The organism is Roseateles chitinivorans (genome assembly GCF_050632235.1).
Taxonomy (GTDB): domain Bacteria; phylum Pseudomonadota; class Gammaproteobacteria; order Burkholderiales; family Burkholderiaceae_C; genus Roseateles; species Roseateles chitinivorans_A.
In genome coordinates this window covers 1,222,772-1,238,122 of record NZ_CP192584.1, presented here as the reverse complement: position 1 = coordinate 1,238,122, position 15,351 = coordinate 1,222,772, and the positions used below count along the sequence as shown (strand labels likewise).

General features: G+C 68.7%; 19 protein-coding genes and 1 riboswitch. Of the genes, 13 read left to right on the top strand and 6 right to left on the bottom strand.

The features are described 5' to 3' along the window. Positions 1-43 precede the first annotated feature (43 nt). Both ACQ859_RS05595 and ACQ859_RS05590 read left to right on the top strand, forming a co-directional pair. Positions 44-985 (top strand): AraC family transcriptional regulator N-terminal domain-containing protein, encoded by a 942-nt coding sequence (locus ACQ859_RS05595; protein ID WP_431264926.1) that lies wholly within the window; start codon positions 44-46, stop codon positions 983-985. Between the two features lie 10 nt (positions 986-995). Then, on the top strand, positions 996-1,934 hold the full coding sequence (locus ACQ859_RS05590; RefSeq protein ID WP_431264925.1) for an AraC family transcriptional regulator N-terminal domain-containing protein: 939 nt from the start codon (positions 996-998) through the stop codon (positions 1,932-1,934). A gap of 19 nt (positions 1,935-1,953) precedes the next feature. Here the strand turns inward: ACQ859_RS05590 and ACQ859_RS05585 are convergent, their stop codons facing one another. Together ACQ859_RS05585 and ACQ859_RS05580 are read right to left on the bottom strand one after the other, a co-directional pair. Then, positions 1,954-2,589: a hypothetical protein gene (locus ACQ859_RS05585; protein WP_431264924.1), complete on the bottom strand. Its 636-nt coding sequence runs from the start codon at positions 2,587-2,589 to the stop codon at positions 1,954-1,956. 169 nt (positions 2,590-2,758) lie between these two features. After that, positions 2,759-3,598: an oxidoreductase gene (locus tag ACQ859_RS05580; RefSeq protein ID WP_431264923.1), complete on the bottom strand. Its 840-nt coding sequence runs from the start codon at positions 3,596-3,598 to the stop codon at positions 2,759-2,761. 518 nt (positions 3,599-4,116) lie between these two features. On the opposite strand from ACQ859_RS05580, the gene ACQ859_RS05575 reads away from it, so the two are divergent. From ACQ859_RS05575 to ACQ859_RS05560, 4 genes are all read left to right on the top strand, one after another. Continuing rightward, complete coding sequence (locus tag ACQ859_RS05575; RefSeq protein ID WP_421037371.1) at positions 4,117-4,332, top strand: hypothetical protein; 216 nt, start codon at positions 4,117-4,119, stop codon at positions 4,330-4,332. A gap of 85 nt (positions 4,333-4,417) precedes the next feature. Continuing rightward, positions 4,418-4,675 (top strand): translation initiation factor IF-1, encoded by a 258-nt coding sequence (infA, locus tag ACQ859_RS05570; RefSeq protein WP_067278543.1) that lies wholly within the window; start codon positions 4,418-4,420, stop codon positions 4,673-4,675. Between the two features lie 49 nt (positions 4,676-4,724). Continuing rightward, positions 4,725-4,934: an oxidoreductase-like domain-containing protein gene (locus tag ACQ859_RS05565; RefSeq protein ID WP_431264922.1), complete on the top strand. Its 210-nt coding sequence runs from the start codon at positions 4,725-4,727 to the stop codon at positions 4,932-4,934. 315 nt (positions 4,935-5,249) lie between these two features. Beyond that, positions 5,250-5,732, top strand: coding sequence for a hypothetical protein (locus tag ACQ859_RS05560; RefSeq protein ID WP_431264921.1), 483 nt, complete (start codon positions 5,250-5,252; stop codon positions 5,730-5,732). On the opposite strand, the gene ACQ859_RS05555 is transcribed toward ACQ859_RS05560, so the two are convergent. Beyond that, entirely contained in the window at positions 5,660-6,451 is a 792-nt protein-coding gene (locus tag ACQ859_RS05555) for an HAD family hydrolase (RefSeq protein ID WP_431264920.1), read from the bottom strand. The two genes, ACQ859_RS05560 and ACQ859_RS05555, sit on opposite strands and share 73 nt — an antisense overlap. A gap of 30 nt (positions 6,452-6,481) precedes the next feature. Continuing rightward, positions 6,482-6,580, top strand: a riboswitch (S-adenosyl-L-homocysteine riboswitch). Between the two features lie 115 nt (positions 6,581-6,695). Here ACQ859_RS05555 and ahcY point away from each other — a divergent pair. The 5 genes from ahcY to ACQ859_RS05530 all read left to right on the top strand — a co-directional run bounded on the left by ahcY (position 6,696) and on the right by ACQ859_RS05530 (position 11,229). Further along, positions 6,696-8,129, top strand: a complete 1,434-nt coding sequence (gene ahcY / locus ACQ859_RS05550) for an adenosylhomocysteinase (protein ID WP_431264919.1) — start codon at positions 6,696-6,698, stop codon at positions 8,127-8,129. Between the two features lie 22 nt (positions 8,130-8,151). Beyond that, positions 8,152-8,883, top strand: a complete 732-nt coding sequence (locus ACQ859_RS05545; RefSeq protein WP_431264918.1) for a TlyA family RNA methyltransferase — start codon at positions 8,152-8,154, stop codon at positions 8,881-8,883. Beyond that, on the top strand, positions 8,880-9,719 hold the full coding sequence (metF, locus tag ACQ859_RS05540; RefSeq protein ID WP_431264917.1) for a methylenetetrahydrofolate reductase [NAD(P)H]: 840 nt from the start codon (positions 8,880-8,882) through the stop codon (positions 9,717-9,719). The genes ACQ859_RS05545 and metF overlap by 4 nt, the downstream gene beginning before the upstream one ends. 129 nt (positions 9,720-9,848) lie before the next feature. Continuing rightward, a complete protein-coding gene (locus ACQ859_RS05535) occupies positions 9,849-10,496 on the top strand; it encodes an OmpW/AlkL family protein (protein ID WP_431264916.1) in 648 nt (215 codons plus the stop codon). Positions 10,497-10,665: 169 nt separating this feature from the next. After that, complete coding sequence (locus ACQ859_RS05530) at positions 10,666-11,229, top strand: proprotein convertase P-domain-containing protein (RefSeq protein WP_431264915.1); 564 nt, start codon at positions 10,666-10,668, stop codon at positions 11,227-11,229. Positions 11,230-11,350: 121 nt separating this feature from the next. Here ACQ859_RS05530 and pepQ read toward each other — a convergent pair whose 3' ends face one another. Next, on the bottom strand, positions 11,351-12,685 hold the full coding sequence (pepQ, locus tag ACQ859_RS05525) for a Xaa-Pro dipeptidase (RefSeq protein WP_431264914.1): 1,335 nt from the start codon (positions 12,683-12,685) through the stop codon (positions 11,351-11,353). Beyond that, positions 12,682-13,275 carry a 5-formyltetrahydrofolate cyclo-ligase gene (locus ACQ859_RS05520; protein ID WP_431264913.1) on the bottom strand — a complete coding sequence of 198 codons (594 nt, stop codon included), beginning with the start codon at positions 13,273-13,275 and terminating at the stop codon, positions 12,682-12,684. Before ACQ859_RS05520 ends, pepQ begins: the two co-directional genes overlap by 4 nt. Before the next feature lie 100 nt (positions 13,276-13,375). Between ACQ859_RS05520 and ACQ859_RS05515 the strand changes: the two genes are divergently transcribed. Further along, positions 13,376-13,936 (top strand): TfoX/Sxy family protein, encoded by a 561-nt coding sequence (locus ACQ859_RS05515; RefSeq protein WP_431264912.1) that lies wholly within the window; start codon positions 13,376-13,378, stop codon positions 13,934-13,936. Here the strand turns inward: ACQ859_RS05515 and ACQ859_RS05510 are convergent. Then, positions 13,881-14,240: a DUF2917 domain-containing protein gene (locus ACQ859_RS05510; protein WP_431264911.1), complete on the bottom strand. Its 360-nt coding sequence runs from the start codon at positions 14,238-14,240 to the stop codon at positions 13,881-13,883. The two genes, ACQ859_RS05515 and ACQ859_RS05510, sit on opposite strands and share 56 nt — an antisense overlap. Before the next feature lie 126 nt (positions 14,241-14,366). Here ACQ859_RS05510 and ACQ859_RS05505 point away from each other — a divergent pair, with 126 nt between their 5' ends. Then, positions 14,367-15,350: a LysR family transcriptional regulator gene (locus ACQ859_RS05505; protein WP_431264910.1), complete on the top strand. Its 984-nt coding sequence runs from the start codon at positions 14,367-14,369 to the stop codon at positions 15,348-15,350. Position 15,351: the final 1 nt, after the last annotated feature.

Genomic DNA, 15,351 nt, shown 5'->3' with positions numbered 1-15,351 from the left:
CGGGCGCTGGCGCCGCACGCGAGGGACTTGCACAATCCGATGCATGGTCGCACCCACTCCGATTCCCCTCGCCGACGGCTTCCCCGACGCGCTGCAGGCCCTGCGCGCGCAGATGGTGGATTTGACGCTCCGGCACATCGGCGGCGAAGGTTCCCTTCCCACCGCCATCCCCTGCCTGCACCTGATCAAGGCCAGCTGCAGCATGCCCAAGACCGCGCCGGCGTTCTACGAACCCGGCCTGGCCATCGTGCTGCAGGGGCGCAAGAAGGTGGAGCTCGGCACGGAGACGCTCTACTACGACCCGCTGCATTTCCTGCTCGTGTCGATGCCGATGCTGCCCAAGGGCGGCGTCATCGAGGCGACGCCGGACAAGCCCTACCTGTGCGTGCGCATCGACTGCTCGACCGCGACGCTGGCGGAGCTGATGCTCGAGGTCGGCCCGGCGAGCACCGACGCGTCGCCGTCGGCGCAGTCGGGGCTGAATGTCGCCCCGGTGTCGGAGTCGCTGTTGAGCGCCGCGCTGCGGCTGATGCAGCTGCTCGACAACCCGTCGGACCAGCGCGTGATGGCGCCCCTGCTGCAGCGGGAGATCTTCTATCGCGTGCTGACGGGGCCGCTCGGTCCGCGGCTGCGCGCGCTGGCGCAGCAGGACAGCGCGACGCGCCGCCTGTCGCGCGCGATCGACGAGCTGAACCGCCGCTTCAGCGAGGCCATCAGCATCGACGAACTGGCCGAGGTCGCGCACATGAGCGCCTCGACGCTGCATCAGCGCTTCAAGCAGCTGACGAGCATGTCGCCGATGCAGTACCAGAAGCAGCTGCGGCTGCAGCACGCGCGCCGGCTGATGCTCGGCGAAGGACTGGACGCGGCGGCGGCGGCGCACCAGGTCGGCTACGAGAGCGCCTCGCAGTTCAGCCGCGAGTACCGGCGCCTCTTCGGCACGCCGCCGCGCGCCGACATCGAGCAGCTGCTCCGTGTCGGCTGAGGCCCGCGGCATGAGCGCGCCCACGACGGACACCGCCGCGCTGGCGGCCTTGCTGGCGCGCCACGCGCCGCGCGACGGGACCTGGCAGACCGCCTTCCCGAGGCTGTTCGCGATCCGCTTCGAGGCGCCGGGCGGCGACTTCGCCCACGCGGTCCAACCGGCCGCGCTGTGCCTGATCGCGCAGGGCGCGAAGGAGGTGGTGCTCGGCGAGGAGCGCTTCGTCTACGACGCGGCCCGCTTCATGGTCTTCACGACCGACCTGCCGATCAGCGCCCGCGTCATCGACGCGACGCCGGAACGGCCCTACCTCTGCCTGCGCTTCGACTTCGATCCCGAGGAGGTGTCCGAACTGGTGGCGCGCAGCGGGCCGCCGAAGGTCGCCCCCACACCGCCGCCCGAGGCCGGCGACAGCACCGGTCGCGGCATCTTCGTGAGCGCGGTGACGCCGGACATGCTGGATGCGGCCGGGCGGCTGATGCGACTGCTCGATCATCCGGAGGACCAGGCCGCGCTGGCCCCGATGGCGATGCGCGAACTGGTCTACCGCGTGCTGCGCAGCGAGCAGGGCGAGCGCCTGGCGCAGGTCGCGCGCACCGACAGCCAGACACAGCGCGTGCACCGGGCGATCCGCTGGCTGAAGACTCACTACGCGCAGCCGCTGCGCATCGAGTCGCTGGCGAAGGAGGCGCACATGAGCGCGTCGTCGCTGCACCACCATTTCCGCGCGCTGACGGCCATGAGCCCGCTGCAGTACCAGAAGCAGCTCCGGCTGCAGGAAGCGCGCCGGCTGCTGATCGCCGAAGGCCTCGAAGTCGCGCGCGCCGGCCATGCGGTCGGGTATGAGAGCCCGTCGCAGTTCAGCCGCGAGTACAGCCGTCTCTACGGTGCGCCGCCGTCGCGCGACGCGGCCAAGCGGCGCGACACGCCAGCCGCGCGGTTCACGGCCTGAGCGCCGCGACCGAACCTTCCTACTTGCCGTAGCAGTTGCCCATCATCGCTGGCGCGTCCTTGAGGCGATCGTCCGTCGGGTTGAGCGCGGCGACCCGGTTCTCATAGACCCGCGTGCACTTGCTGCCCTGACGGATCACCTTGGAGCCCGAGCCGCTGGTCGACACGCTCGACACGATGGGCAGCGTGCCGGCGGCATCGGCGATCGCCGACTCGACGGTGCGCGGCGCGCTGTGCGAGCGCTCGTCGTTGCGGATCTGTTCGGCCATGCGCACCCAAGGATCGGAAGCCGCACCTGCCTTTGGCAGCGCGAGGTTGAGCGTCGTGCGGCCATTGCCGCGCGGCGCCGACGCCCCCGATGCCGGGACGGCAGGCGCTGCGGCGGTCTCGATCGATGTCGACGGTGGCGCGACGGTGATGGTCACCTCCGGCGGGGCGACAAAGATCGGCGCGGGCAAGTGCTGGCGAGGCAGGGACGGTCTGAACCTCTGCAGGAACCGGTCGTCAAACTCCGAGGGGTCGGCGATCTGCTTCGGGTTCACCGTCACCCGCACCAGAGGCTCGATGTTGCGGCCGATCCGCGGGTCGGGCCACACCACCAGGGTGCCGCGCCACAGCAGCAGCAAGGCGAGCGCCTGCACGACCAGCGCCGCCACTCCCGCGATCCGCCGCCGGCTCCCGCCGGCGGGCACCCAATGCGCCACCGTCATGACGGCGTGCCGCGTTCCTCCATCGCGCCCTCCCCGGCGGACATGTCCCGGGGCGGGATGGTATCCGCGCCCCGTGACCGCAGCCGGAGGTCAGTTCAGCTCAAGGCCACACCACTCAGACGTCGTCGCGATCCAGCGAGGCCGACAGGCGCGCATGCGCCTCGATCTCGGCCGCGCGCAGCCCGAAGGTCTCGCGCGCCATGCCCAACGCGTCCGATCCCGCCACGAAATGCAGCGGCGGCGCCGGCATCGCGGCCAGCTCGACGAAGGCGCGTCCCAGCTTCGCCGGGTCGCCGGGCTGCTGGTGGTTGTAGGCCTCGTAGGTCGACAACGGCGGCGTGGGCAGCGTCGCGTAGTCCGCGATCGTCGCCGTGCCGTAGCGGACCGAGCTGGCGTCCAGGAAGTCGGTGCGGAAGAAGCCCGGCTCGACGACCGTCACGCGGATGTTGAAGCCGGCGAGCTCGGGGGCCAGCGACGCGGTGAAGCCGTCGACGGCGAACTTCGTCGCGCAGTACACCGTCGCGCCGTCGAAGCCGCGGAAGCCGCCCACCGACGCGATGTTCAGGATGTGCCCGTCGCGCTGCCGGCGCATGACCGGCAGCACCGCGCGGGTGACGTGCATCAGACCGAAGACGTTGGTGGCGAACTGACGCTCGATGTCGGCGGCGCTGATCTCCTCAAAGAGACCGAGCTGTCCGTAGCCGGCGTTGTTGACCAGCACGTCGATGCGCCCGAAGCGCGCGACGGCCTGTTCGACCGCGTGGGCGGCGTCGGCCTCACGGCTGACGTCCAGCGGGAGGCAGAGAACAGCCTCGCCATGGTCGGCGTAGGCCGCCTTCAGCGCGTCGACGTTGCGGCCGGTGGCGACGACGCGGTCGCCGGCGGCCAACGCCGATCGGGCGATCTCGCGACCGAAACCGCGGTTGGCGCCAGTGATGAACCAGATCTTGCTCATGGAATTCCGTCCTTCAGGGGTTCGAGGCCGAACGGCAGCGGTGTGCCGGGGCCTGTGTTGGGAGACGGATGAATCCTAGGAACGGGGCGGCGATCGCACGTGCCGGTTCCGGCACACCGCTTGCACGATCCGACGAGGCGACCCTCACGGGCCGGTGCGGGCCCTCGTCCACCTCCCCCACCCCGGGTGATCGCGAGAGATGCGCGATTCCCGCGCTTGGGCTACAATCGCCGCTTGACTCGCACAAGACCACCCTCTTCAGGTCTTCTTCTGCAGCCCCTCCGGTCCCTCCCAAGGACACTTCTGCGAGCGGCTCGCACCAGCATCACCCCCGGTTCGTGCGCTTGAGCGTTTCTGGTTTCGGCCTGCCTGTTCGCCTTTCGGCTGATCGGCATCTGGAGCCACTTTCCGTGCCCCTTCTGTTCGTATCATCGAATGGAGATGGCACACCTTCCCACACCGCGCCAAGACGGTTGCTTATTGCGATTGCCTGTCAAGGCGCACACCTCAAGATAATGATGCAGAACAAACGCATTGAGGTGGGGCGATTCCTTGTCTCACCGATGACCAAACCCCATGCCGACGGCGGATTCGCCGCGGCTGTCTCGATCCAGTCGGGACGCGGCATGGCCAGCATTGATCGTGTCATGCGATTCGTGCCGACCTTCGAGACCCGCCGCGCCGCGTTGCGCTATGCGGAGACCGAAGGTACCGCCTGGGCGCGCAGCCACTGAGCCGCGCGCCGCTGATATCCAAGGCGAAGGCCTGCGGCAGACCGCGGCTGGCGCCGTTTTCATCTTCAAGAATGGAGCAAGCCGTATGGCCAAGGAAGAACTGATCGAAATGCAGGGTGTCGTCAACGAAATCCTGCCGGACTCGCGCTTCCGCGTGACGCTGGAAAACGGCCATCAGGTCATCGCCTACACGGGCGGCAAGATGCGCAAGCATCACATCCGCATCCTGGCCGGCGATGCCGTCTCCCTGGAAATGTCGCCGTACGACCTGACCAAGGGCCGGATCACCTTCCGTCACCTGCAGCGCTCGAACCACTCGGGCCCGCCGCCGGTCCGTCGCTGACGCGTTCCGCCGCGGGAGGCCTCCGGCCCCTGCGGGAGCTTCGCCAGCCATGACCGACGTTCAGTCTGACACCGCCGCCGCGCCGGCCTCGCTCGAGGCTGGCGACGATCCGATGCCTGTGCCGCCGCCGCAGCCGGACATCGATGCGTGCTGCGGCAACGGCTGCGACCCGTGCATCTTCGACCTGCACGATCTCGCGATGGACGCCTACCGGCAGGCCCTGCGCGCCTGGAAGGCACGCCATCCGGACGCCGCCTGACGATTCTCCGAACCCCACCCGAAGGGCCGCTAGCGCGGCCCTTCTTCTTGGTGCACCGCACCCGCTCGAAGCCGGCGGCGCCGGTGCCCCTCGAAGCGAACCCTGAGCGAAGCGAAGACTGTGAGCGCCGAGGGGCACCGGCGCCGCCGGCGCTCTCCGCAGGCACTCACCGCAGGCGCTCATTCCCGAGGCGCTTTCGTTTCGTGACGTTTTGGGGGACACCCCCGATTCAGAACCGGTGGCCACTGGCCGACATCAAGGACAGGCGCCGCGTTTGCCGCAGCGGCGCAGCGCTCCTGCCCTCCGGAGGTCTCGATGTTCATGACCGGCCAGAACCGTTTCCATGTCGCGCATTCCGACGCACAGGCCAACCTGCGCTTCGCGCTGGCGCGATTGAGCACCGATTGGCGAACCCTGGATCCCTTCGGGCTCGAGATCCTCCTGCGCCACCTGCTGATGGCGGAGCACCGCTGCATGCCGCACCCCAGCGTGATGCGCGAGCGCCCCACCAACCGCTGGCTGCTGCCGCGCCTGCGGCGGCGGCGGGTCGAGGTGGCGGAGCGGCTGGTCGCCGTCGGGGGACGGGTCAGCCATGCGACGCTGGCGCGCGTGCTGCCACGCGGACACGACTGGCCAGGCATCTCCGCGCTGGTCGGGCGCCATGCCTGGGATCCGGTGGAAGGCCGCCAGCCGCGTCCTCACCGCCCGGTCGTCGACGAACCGGCTCACCCGCGCGCCAGCAGCAGCGCCCGGGCCACTTCCGCGAAGCCGTCGCCGCGCTCGGTCGCGGTGACGTAAGCGGGCGGGTGATCCAGCATCGGCAGGAAGCGAGCGATGTTGGCCACGCCCACCGACAGCGGCATGCGCTCGAACATCAGTTGATCGTTCGTCGAGTCGCCGACATAGACCCACTCGGCGGGGTCGAAGTCCAGGCCCGTCAGCCGCTTCACCGCCCATTGAGCGGCGGTCCACTTGCTGTGGCCGCCGATCCAGCCGTTGACGTGGATCGAGCTGACCGTCGCCACCAGCCCGTGCGCGCGCATCCGGTCGCAGATGGCGGCGATCACCTCGTCGGACAGCGTCGTGAACTCGCTGTGGTCGATCGCGATGTCGGTCAGCCGGCCGGCGCTGTCACGCGCGAGCACGGCGGCCGGCACCGTCGCGACGATCTCCCGGGCGCAGGCCTGCAATCGCGCGAAGTTCTCCAGACGTGTCGCATCGTCCTGGGCGAATTCGGTCGACAGCCGCTCCCCCTCCCGGTGCAGCAGCACCCCGCCGTTCTCCGCAACGATCCCCCGGACGGGCCAGGCCATCGCGAAGGGCTCGCTCCAGCCCGCGGGACGCCCGGTGATCGCGATGACCGGCACGCCGGCCCTGTGCAACCGGCGCAGCGCGTCCAGCGCCGCCGGCGCGATGGCACCATCCGCCGTCAGCGTGTCGTCGATGTCCGTCAACACCCCGCGCACCGGCATCCAGGCCGCACGGGGGCAGTCGCTGAGCGCAGGGATCGTTCGCATGGAGGGCGATTGTTGACTACAATCCGGCCCTGTTCCGAGGAGCGTTGCGACCTCCCATCCCATCGAGGCCAGGCTCGGAACCGCCGCGCGGCGACACGCCCGCGGCAATGGCAACCGCGCTCACCCGTCGACCCTTCGCAGGCCGGGTGAGGACCGAGCGGCAAACGCCTTTCGCATTTGCCCGCCGCACTTCTCCCCATGCCCTGATCGCTGGCGTCGACGGCCCTTCCTCGCAGGAGTCCGCATGAACGCCCAATTGAAGCCGCTGGCCCAAGACCAGTACCTGATCAAAGACCTGTCGCTGGCCGACTGGGGCCGCAAGGAGATCAAGATCGCCGAGAGCGAGATGCCCGCGCTGATGGCCATCCGCGAGGAATACGCCGCCGCGCAGCCGCTCAAGGGCGCGCGCATCACCGGCTCGCTGCACATGACGATCCAGACCGCCGTGCTGGTCGAGACGCTGCAGGCGCTGGGCGCGGAAGTCCGCTGGGCCTCGTGCAACATCTTCTCGACGCAGGACCACGCCGCCGCCGCGCTGGTCGCCGCCGGCACGCCCGTCTTCGCCTACAAGGGCGAGACGCTGGAAGACTACTGGGACTACACGCACCGCATCTTCGACTTCGGCGCCAAGGGTACGCCGGGCGAAGGCCCGAACATGATCCTGGACGACGGCGGCGACGCGACGCTGCTGATGCACCTGGGCCAGAAGGCCGAGAAGGACCTGTCCGTGCTGGCCAACCCGGGCAGCGAGGAAGAGCGCATCCTGTTCGCCGCGATCAAGAAGAAGGTCGCCGAGGACGGCACCTGGTACACCCGCAAGAGCGCCGAGATCATCGGCGTCACCGAAGAGACGACCACGGGCGTGCACCGCCTGAAGGAAATGTCGGCCAAGGGCACGCTGCTGTTCCGCGCGATCAACGTCAACGACTCGGTCACCAAGAGCAAGTTCGACAACCTGTACGGCTGCCGCGAGTCGCTGGTGGACGGCATCAAGCGCGCGACCGACGTGATGATCGCCGGCAAGATCGCCGTGATCGCCGGCTACGGCGACGTGGGCAAGGGCTCCGCGCAGGCGATGCGTGCGCTGTCGGCCCAGGTCTGGGTGACCGAGATCGACCCGATCTGCGCGCTGCAGGCCGCGATGGAAGGCTTCCGCGTCGTGACGATGGAATACGCCGCCGACAAGGCCGACATCTTCGTCACCACGACCGGCAACAAGGGCGTGATCCGCCATGAGCACATGGCCGCGATGAAGCACAACGCCATCGTCTGCAACATCGGCCACTTCGACAACGAGATCGACATCGCCTCGATCGAGAAGTACGAGTGGGAAGAGATCAAGCCGCAGGTCGATCACGTGATCTTCCCCGACGGCAAGCGCATCATCCTGCTGGCCAAGGGCCGTCTGGTGAACCTGGGCTGCGGCACGGGCCACCCGAGCTACGTGATGTCGTCCAGCTTCGCCAACCAGACGATCGCCCAGATCGAACTGTTCGCGCACAAGGACGCCTACGCCGTCGGCCAGGTCTACGTGCTGCCCAAGCACCTGGACGAGCACGTCGCCCGCCTGCAGCTGAAGACGCTGAACGCGCAGCTGAGCGAGCTGACGGACGAGCAGGCCGCCTACATCGGCGTGTCGAAGTCGGGCCCGTACAAGCCCGATACCTACCGTTATTGATTGACTGACCCGAGACCCGACCATGCGTGCTGATCAGCTGCTTCTCTCCCTTGGCCTGGCGCCCACGCGCTCGGCCGCCCAGCGGCTGATCGACGCGCGAGCGGTCGAGTGGGAAGGTCCCAAGGGCTGGACCGTCGTGCGCAAGTGCGGCGAGGACCTGCCCGAGGCCACCCCGATGCGCGTGACGGATGACGCCGAGCTGCGTTACGTCTCGCGCGGCGGGCTCAAGCTCGAAGGCGCGCTGGCCAAGGCCGGCGTGTCGGTGGCCGGCCTCACGGCGCTGGACATGGGCCAGAGCGCGGGCGGTTTCACCGACGTGCTGCTCAAGGCGGGTGCGACGCACGTGACCGGCATCGATGTCGGCCACAGCCAGCTGCATGAGACCTTGAAGGCGGACCCGCGCGTGACGGCCCATGAAGGCATGCACGTGAAGGACTACGTCCCCGCGGAGCCCTTCGATCTGGTCGTGGGCGACCTGAGCTTCATCTCGATGATCGGCACGCTCAAGCACGTGGTCGGCTGGCTCAAGCCGCAGGGCCAGGCGCTGCTCCTGATCAAGCCGCAGTACGAGCTGGGCCCGAAGGCCTTGAACAAGAACGGCATCGTCAAGGACAAGTCGCAGTACGTCGTGCTCAAGGAGCAGGCGCTGGCGGCCGCCGAGAAGCGCGACCTCGCCGTCCGGGGCTGGTTCGAGAGCCCCGTCACCGGCGGCGACGGCAACACCGAATTCTTCATCTGGGTCCAGAAACCATGACGACGCCTGTCAGCATCGAATTCTTCCCGCCCAACACGCCCGTTGGGACGGAGAAGCTGAAGACCGTCGTGCAGGAGCTGCGCGCGGTGAACCCGCAGTATTTCAGCGTCACCTACGGCGCGGGCGGATCGACGCGCGAGAAGACGCTGTCGACCGTCGCCGACATCGCCTCGCAGGGCTTCGACGCGGCGCCGCACCTGTCTTGCGTCGGCTCGACGCGCGAGAACATCGCCGAGATCCTCGCGACCTACCGAGACCAGAACATCCGCCGCGTCGTCGCGCTGCGCGGCGACCTGCCCAGCGGCACGGCGACGGCGGGCGAGTTCCGCTACGCGTCCGAGCTGGTGCGCTTCATCCGCGAGTCGCAGGGCGCCGACTGGGACATCGAGGTCGCCGCCTATCCCGAGTACCACCCGCAGCAGCGCTACGCCGCGCGCGACCTGCAGTTCTTCGCGGACAAGGTGCGCGCCGGCGCCAGCGGCGCGATCACGCAGTTCTTCTACAACCCCGATGCCTACTTCCATTTCGTCGATGCGACGCGGGCGATGGGCGTGGACGTGCCGATCGTGCCGGGCATCATGCCGATCAACAACTTCGCGCGGATCGCGCAGTTCGCGCAGCGCGACGGCATCGAGATCCCGCGCTGGGTCGCGCTGAAGATGGAGGGCTACATGGACGACGCCGCGTCGGTGCGCGCCTTCGGCCTGGACGTCGTCACGCGCCTCTGCGAACGGCTGATCGCCGGCGGCGTGCCGGGGCTGCACTTCTACTCGCTCAACCAGAGCGCGCTCACGCTGGCGTTGTGCGAACGCCTCGGGCTCGCGGCGAAAGCTTGATAAGGCGCAAGCGCGCCGCGCCATCACCGGGCACCGCCCCGCTTCTCCGCCGTTCCTTGTGAACGGTCAAGGCGCCGGAGGTGGGGCACGCGTTCAATCCCGGTCATCCCATTGACCAGGAGTGACCGCATGTCCCGCACCTTCGCCCCCACCGCCCCCGTCTTCCGTCCGGCGATCGCCGCCGGTGTCGCCCTCGTCGCGCTGGCCACCGCGATGGCGCCATCGGCCCACGCGCAGAGCGGCCCGTGGGTGTTCCGCGCCCGCGCGGTGAACATCGATCCGGCGGACAAGGACAAGACCGGCCTGGGCCTGTCGCTGAGCCGCAAGACGATCCCCGAGCTCGACTTCAGCTATTTCCTGGCGCCGAACTGGGCCGCCGAACTGGTCCTGACCGTGCCGCAGCGCCACACGCTCTACAGCAACGGCACGCGCATCGGCTCGGTGAAGCACCTGCCGCCGACGCTGACGCTGCAGTACCACTTCAATCCGGAAGGCCGCGTCCGCCCCTACGTCGGCGCGGGCCTCAACTACACGAGCTTCTCCGGCGTCCATTTCGATCCCGCGGTGCAGGCGGCGCTGGAGCCGACCCTCAAGAAGCACAGCATCGGCCTGGCCGCGCAGGCCGGCTTCGATGTGATGCTCAACCAGCAGTGGTCGATCAACGTCGACGTGAAGAAGATCCAGATGGACACCGAGGTCCGCTCCAGGGGCGCGGCCGTCGGCAAGTTCAAGATCGATCCGCTGCTGGTGGGCGTGGGCGTCGGATACCGCTTCTGAGCGTCGGGATTCTTGACAGTTCCGCGCAAGGCGACGGCATCGGTGGTGGCATTTGTTCACAAAAACATCGCCAAATGACTGACACAACAAGGTCTTGAGCACCATCCCTAACTTGTTGGCACGAGTGCTGCTTACATGGAGTCACACGCCTCTCAGTTTTGTGACTTCCATGAACTTCAAGCATCTGCTGGCCGTCTGCGCCGCCTCCCTGACCACCGCCTTCGCCGCCCAGGCGGCCGTGGTGACCGCGTCCTCCACGACGCAGACGACCATCTGCGATCTGTGCACCGTGAACTCGACGATCAACGTGACCTCGCACGGCACGCTGAGCGACGTGAACGTGTCCATCATCGATCTGCGCCACACCTGGGACGGCGACCTGTCGATCTGGCTGATCTCCCCGACCGGCACCACCGTGCTGCTCAGCGGCAATCGCGGCGGCTCGGGCGACAACTACCTCAACACGGTGTTCGACGGCTCGGCCACCTCGTTGATCGGTTCCGCATCGGCGCCGTTCACCGGCACTTTCCGTCCGGAGCAGCTGCTGTCCGCCTTCAACGGCCAGGACAGCTTCGGCACCTGGACGCTGCGCGTCGCCGATCAGCAGCAGCTCGACACCGGTTCGATCAACAGCTGGCGCCTGCAACTGGCGACCGTGCCGGAGCCGGGTTCGCTGGCCCTCGTCGGTCTGGCCCTGGTGGGCCTGGGCGTCGCCCGCCGCCGCAAGGCGTGATCGATGCGGGCGCATGCCCGCATCCCGCTCGTCGATGCCGACAGCACGTCGGTGTCGACGAAAGAACGAAAGGGTCTGCGAGGACCCTTTCTTCATGGCGCGGCGGCAAGCACGTCTCGCGTCAGCCCAGCGCCGCGAACGCCTCCCGCGTCAGGTTCTCCGGCGCGCCTTCCGCGCGGCAGGCCACGTCGTCCTCGATGCGGACACCGCCGAAGGCGCTCAGGTGCTTCACCAGCGACCAGTCCACGTTCGCCGCCGCCGGCGTCGCGCGCAGCTTGTCCAGCAGCATCGGGATGAAGTACAGCCCCGGCTCGATCGTCACCACCATGCCGGGCTGCAGCACCCGCGTCAGGCGCAGGTACGGATGCCCGTCCGGCTTGGCGATCGTGCCGCCGTCCTCGCCGGCCATGAAGCCGCCGATGTCGTGGACCTGCAGTCCCAGCAGATGGCCGATGCCGTGAGGCAGGAAGGTCGACGTCACGCCCTGCGCCAGCATCGCCTCCTCGTCCATCTTCACGATGCCGAGCTGGCGCAGCACGCCGGCAGTCTCGCGGTGCGAGGCCAGGTGGATGTCGCGGTAGTCGACGCCGGCGCGCACGCGGTCGACCAGTCGCAGCTGGGCCGCTTCCATCGCATCGATCAGCGCCTGGAACGTGGCGTCGCCGTTGCCGGTCGTGCGCGTGATGTCCGACGCGTAGCCGCAGCTGTGTGCGCCCGCATCCACCAGCAACGACAGCGATTGCGCCGGGGCGCGCTGGTCCTGGTACTGGTAATGCAGCACCGCCGCGTGCTCGTTGAGCGCCACGATGTTGCCGTACGGCAGGTCGCGCTCGGCGAACCCGCAGGCGTCGAGGTAGGCGTTGTGGATCGCCGCCTCAGACAGCCCGTCGCGGAAGGCCCGCTGCGATGCGAGGTGCGCCTTCGCGCCCAGCGCCGACGCCTCGCGCAGGCGCAGCAACTCATACCCGGTCTTCGCGGCCCGCGCGTAATGCAGCGGATTCAGCACCTCGGGCGGGTTGTTCGGGACGATGTCGCCCAGCGCCGCATCCGCCTCGCCAACGATCGCCAAGGTGCCCGGCACCTGCAGGTAGGGCAGTGCCTCGTCCGGCTTGCGGACGATGATCAGCTCGAAGTGCTCGACCCAGAAGCCGCTCGGCGCCTCGGGCGGCACATGCCAGTAGTCCTCGGGCTGCACGTAGACGAGACGCGGCTTGTGCCCGGGCCGGATCACCAGCCAGCTGTCCGGGTGACGGATCAGCGGCACCCACAGCTTGAAGTGAGGATTCGGCTGGAACACGTAGGGGCGGTCGTCGAGGAAGGCGAACTTCTCGATGCCCGAGGCGATCAGCAGCGCATCGAAGCCGCCCCGCTGCAGCGCGTGTTCGGTGCGGCGCTGCTGTTCCGCAAGGTGGGCGGTGTAGAGGGCGTTCAGGGAGTAGGGATCAGCGGAACTCATGCGCGGGAATTCTCCCAGACGACACCCATCTCGGTCAGCATCGCGTCGAGCTTCACGTCGTTCGGCTGGGCGGTCAGCGTCGGCTGGAAGCCGTGGCTGAAGCCGACGCCGACGACCACCGGCTTCGGCTGGATCTGCGCGATGGTGCGCAGCATGAAGCCGCCGCCGTAGCCCATGCGGATGCCGCCCGGCCCGTAACCCAGGCAGGGCAGCAGCAGCAGTTGCGGATCGAAGGCCTCGGTGTCCTTGGGCTTGGTGATGCCGGTGGCGTCCTCTTCCATCGGGCAGCCGGGATACCAGACGTGGAAGCGCAGCCGGCCTTCCTCGCGATCGACGACAGGCAGGCCGATGCGGCGCTCGCCGTCGACCTCGCTCCAGCGGTACAGGGCCGGCAGCGGATCGAATTCCCCCTTGATGGGCCAGTAGGCGGCGATGCGCTTTTCCTTGCGCCCGACCAGCCAGACGCGCAGCACGCTCTGCACGACGTCGGCGAGTTCAAGGCGGCCCGGCAGGTCCAGGCGTTCGCGGATCAGGCGCTCGCGCAGCGCCTGGCGGTCTTCGGAGATCGGCAGCTTGTCGTTCGGATCCATCCAGCCCATTCGCCTTCCCTGACGGACCCGGCGGGCCCTGGAGCGGACCATTGTGGCCGCCTCGCGGACAGGGCGCCAGAGGTGATCTAGAGTCGCCGGCATGGCACGAGGCACCACCACCACGGGAACCGTCCGACGCGTCACCGGCGCCGGCGCGGACTTCGCGAATCACTGCATGGAGCTGCTGGCCCCGCTCGGACCGGTGCTGGCGCGGCGGATGTTCGGCGGCTTCGGGCTGTACGTGGACGGCCTGTTCCTGGCCATCATCAGCCGCGACGAGCTCTACCTGAAGGCGGACGCCGCCAGCCAGTCCCGCTACGTGGACGCCGGCTGCGAGCCGTTCCGCTACTCGAAGGCCGGCAAGGACGGGCGACAGGAGGTCGCCAGCCTGAATTACTTCCGGCCGCCGGAGGAGACGCTCGAGTCGCCCGCGCTCATGCTGCCCTGGGGGCGGCTGGCGATGGAGTCGGCCTTGCGCTCCGCCAACGCGAAGCCGAAGGCCAGCACGCCGAAGAAGAGCGCCGGCACCAGCGCCGAGCCGAGGACCGTCAGGAAGGAGAAACCGGCCAAGGCGCTGAAGGGGGTCACGACGAAGACTCCGGCGGTCAAGCGTTCGCCAGGCGCTGGCCGAACAGCTGCCCGAAAGAAGGCAGGCGGCTGACCTGGCGGGCCAACCGGGTCGGGCAGGCTTGCGGCGGCACCAGCAGCTGGAAGCGCGCGGTCGGCCAGGCTTCCACGACCAGCTCGGTGCCGTTGGCGACTTCCAGCGTCTCGCCGGCCGACAGCCAGAAGTCCTGCGCCGGCAGGTTCAGGTCGCCGCGTTGCGTCACCCAGACGCGACCGTCGAGCACATGCAGTTCACGTCGGCCCGGGCCGATGGGCAGGCTCATGGCCTCGCCCTGTGACAACGTCCACGCGGCGTCGTCGCGGCTGACCTGGATTGATGACTTTTGCATGACATTCATGATCGACTCCCGGTCCATCGGGCGTTCCGCGCACCGGCGGCGTTCCTCGTGGACATGGACAGATAGTAGGGTTGACCCGCATGCCGGTCCAATGAGTCTTGCAGCATCGATTGATACCATCCGCTCATGAATGCGCCTCGCCATCGTCCGCTCGCCGTCGGTCCGCTGCGTGCTTTCGAGGCGGTGGCCCGGCGCCTGAGCTTCAGCGCCGCCGCCGAGGAGCTCTACCTGACCCAGTCCGCCATCAGCCGCCAGATCCGGTCGCTGGAGGAGGAACTGGGCGCGACGCTCTTCAAGCGCGGCACCCGGCATGTGGAACTGGCGCCGGACGGCAAGCTGCTGCTGTCGGCGGTGGAGCCGATGCTGGAGCGGCTGGACAGCACGGTGCGCCAGATCCGCTCGACCCGCGGCCGCCGCGTCGTCAACGTGACGACCTTCGCCTCGTTCGCATCGCTGTGGCTGATCCCCCGGCTGGAAGCCTTCCAGCGCGAACACCCGGACATGGACATCCGCGTCTCGGCGCTGGACCAACTGGTCGAGATCGACGACAGCGAATTCGACGTCGCGCTGCGCTACGCCGCCCCCAACCGGGTGGCGCCGTCGGCGCGGCGCATGTTCGGCGAGATGCTGACCCCGGTGGTGAACCCGTGGGTTGCGAAGCAGGCGCAGGACGGCCAGGGGCCGCCGCTGAGCCAGGCGGCCGACCTGCGCCAGTACACGCTGGCCGAGGAGGACGACCAGCGTCCGAGCGGCCTGTTCCTGAGCTGGCGGCGCTGGCTGGCGCTGCACGGCGCGCCGGACCTGCAGCCGCGGCGCTGGATGTACCTGAACTTCACCTACCAGCAGATCCAGGCGGCGGTGTCCGGTCAGGCGGTGGCGCTGGCGCGGCTGCCGATGATCTACGAGGCGCTGGAGCGCGGGGAGCTGGTCGAGCCTTTCGGCGATGCCGGCCGCACCGATTGCCCGACGGTGTACTGGCTCATGATGTCGGAGCATGGCCGGGCGCGGCCCGAGGTCGTCGAGTTCGCGCAATGGATCAGCGAGCAGGCGGCGATCACGCGCCGCGCGATCGGCGAGCCGGATCCGCCGGTGGATGAGAACTCGGGCTGAG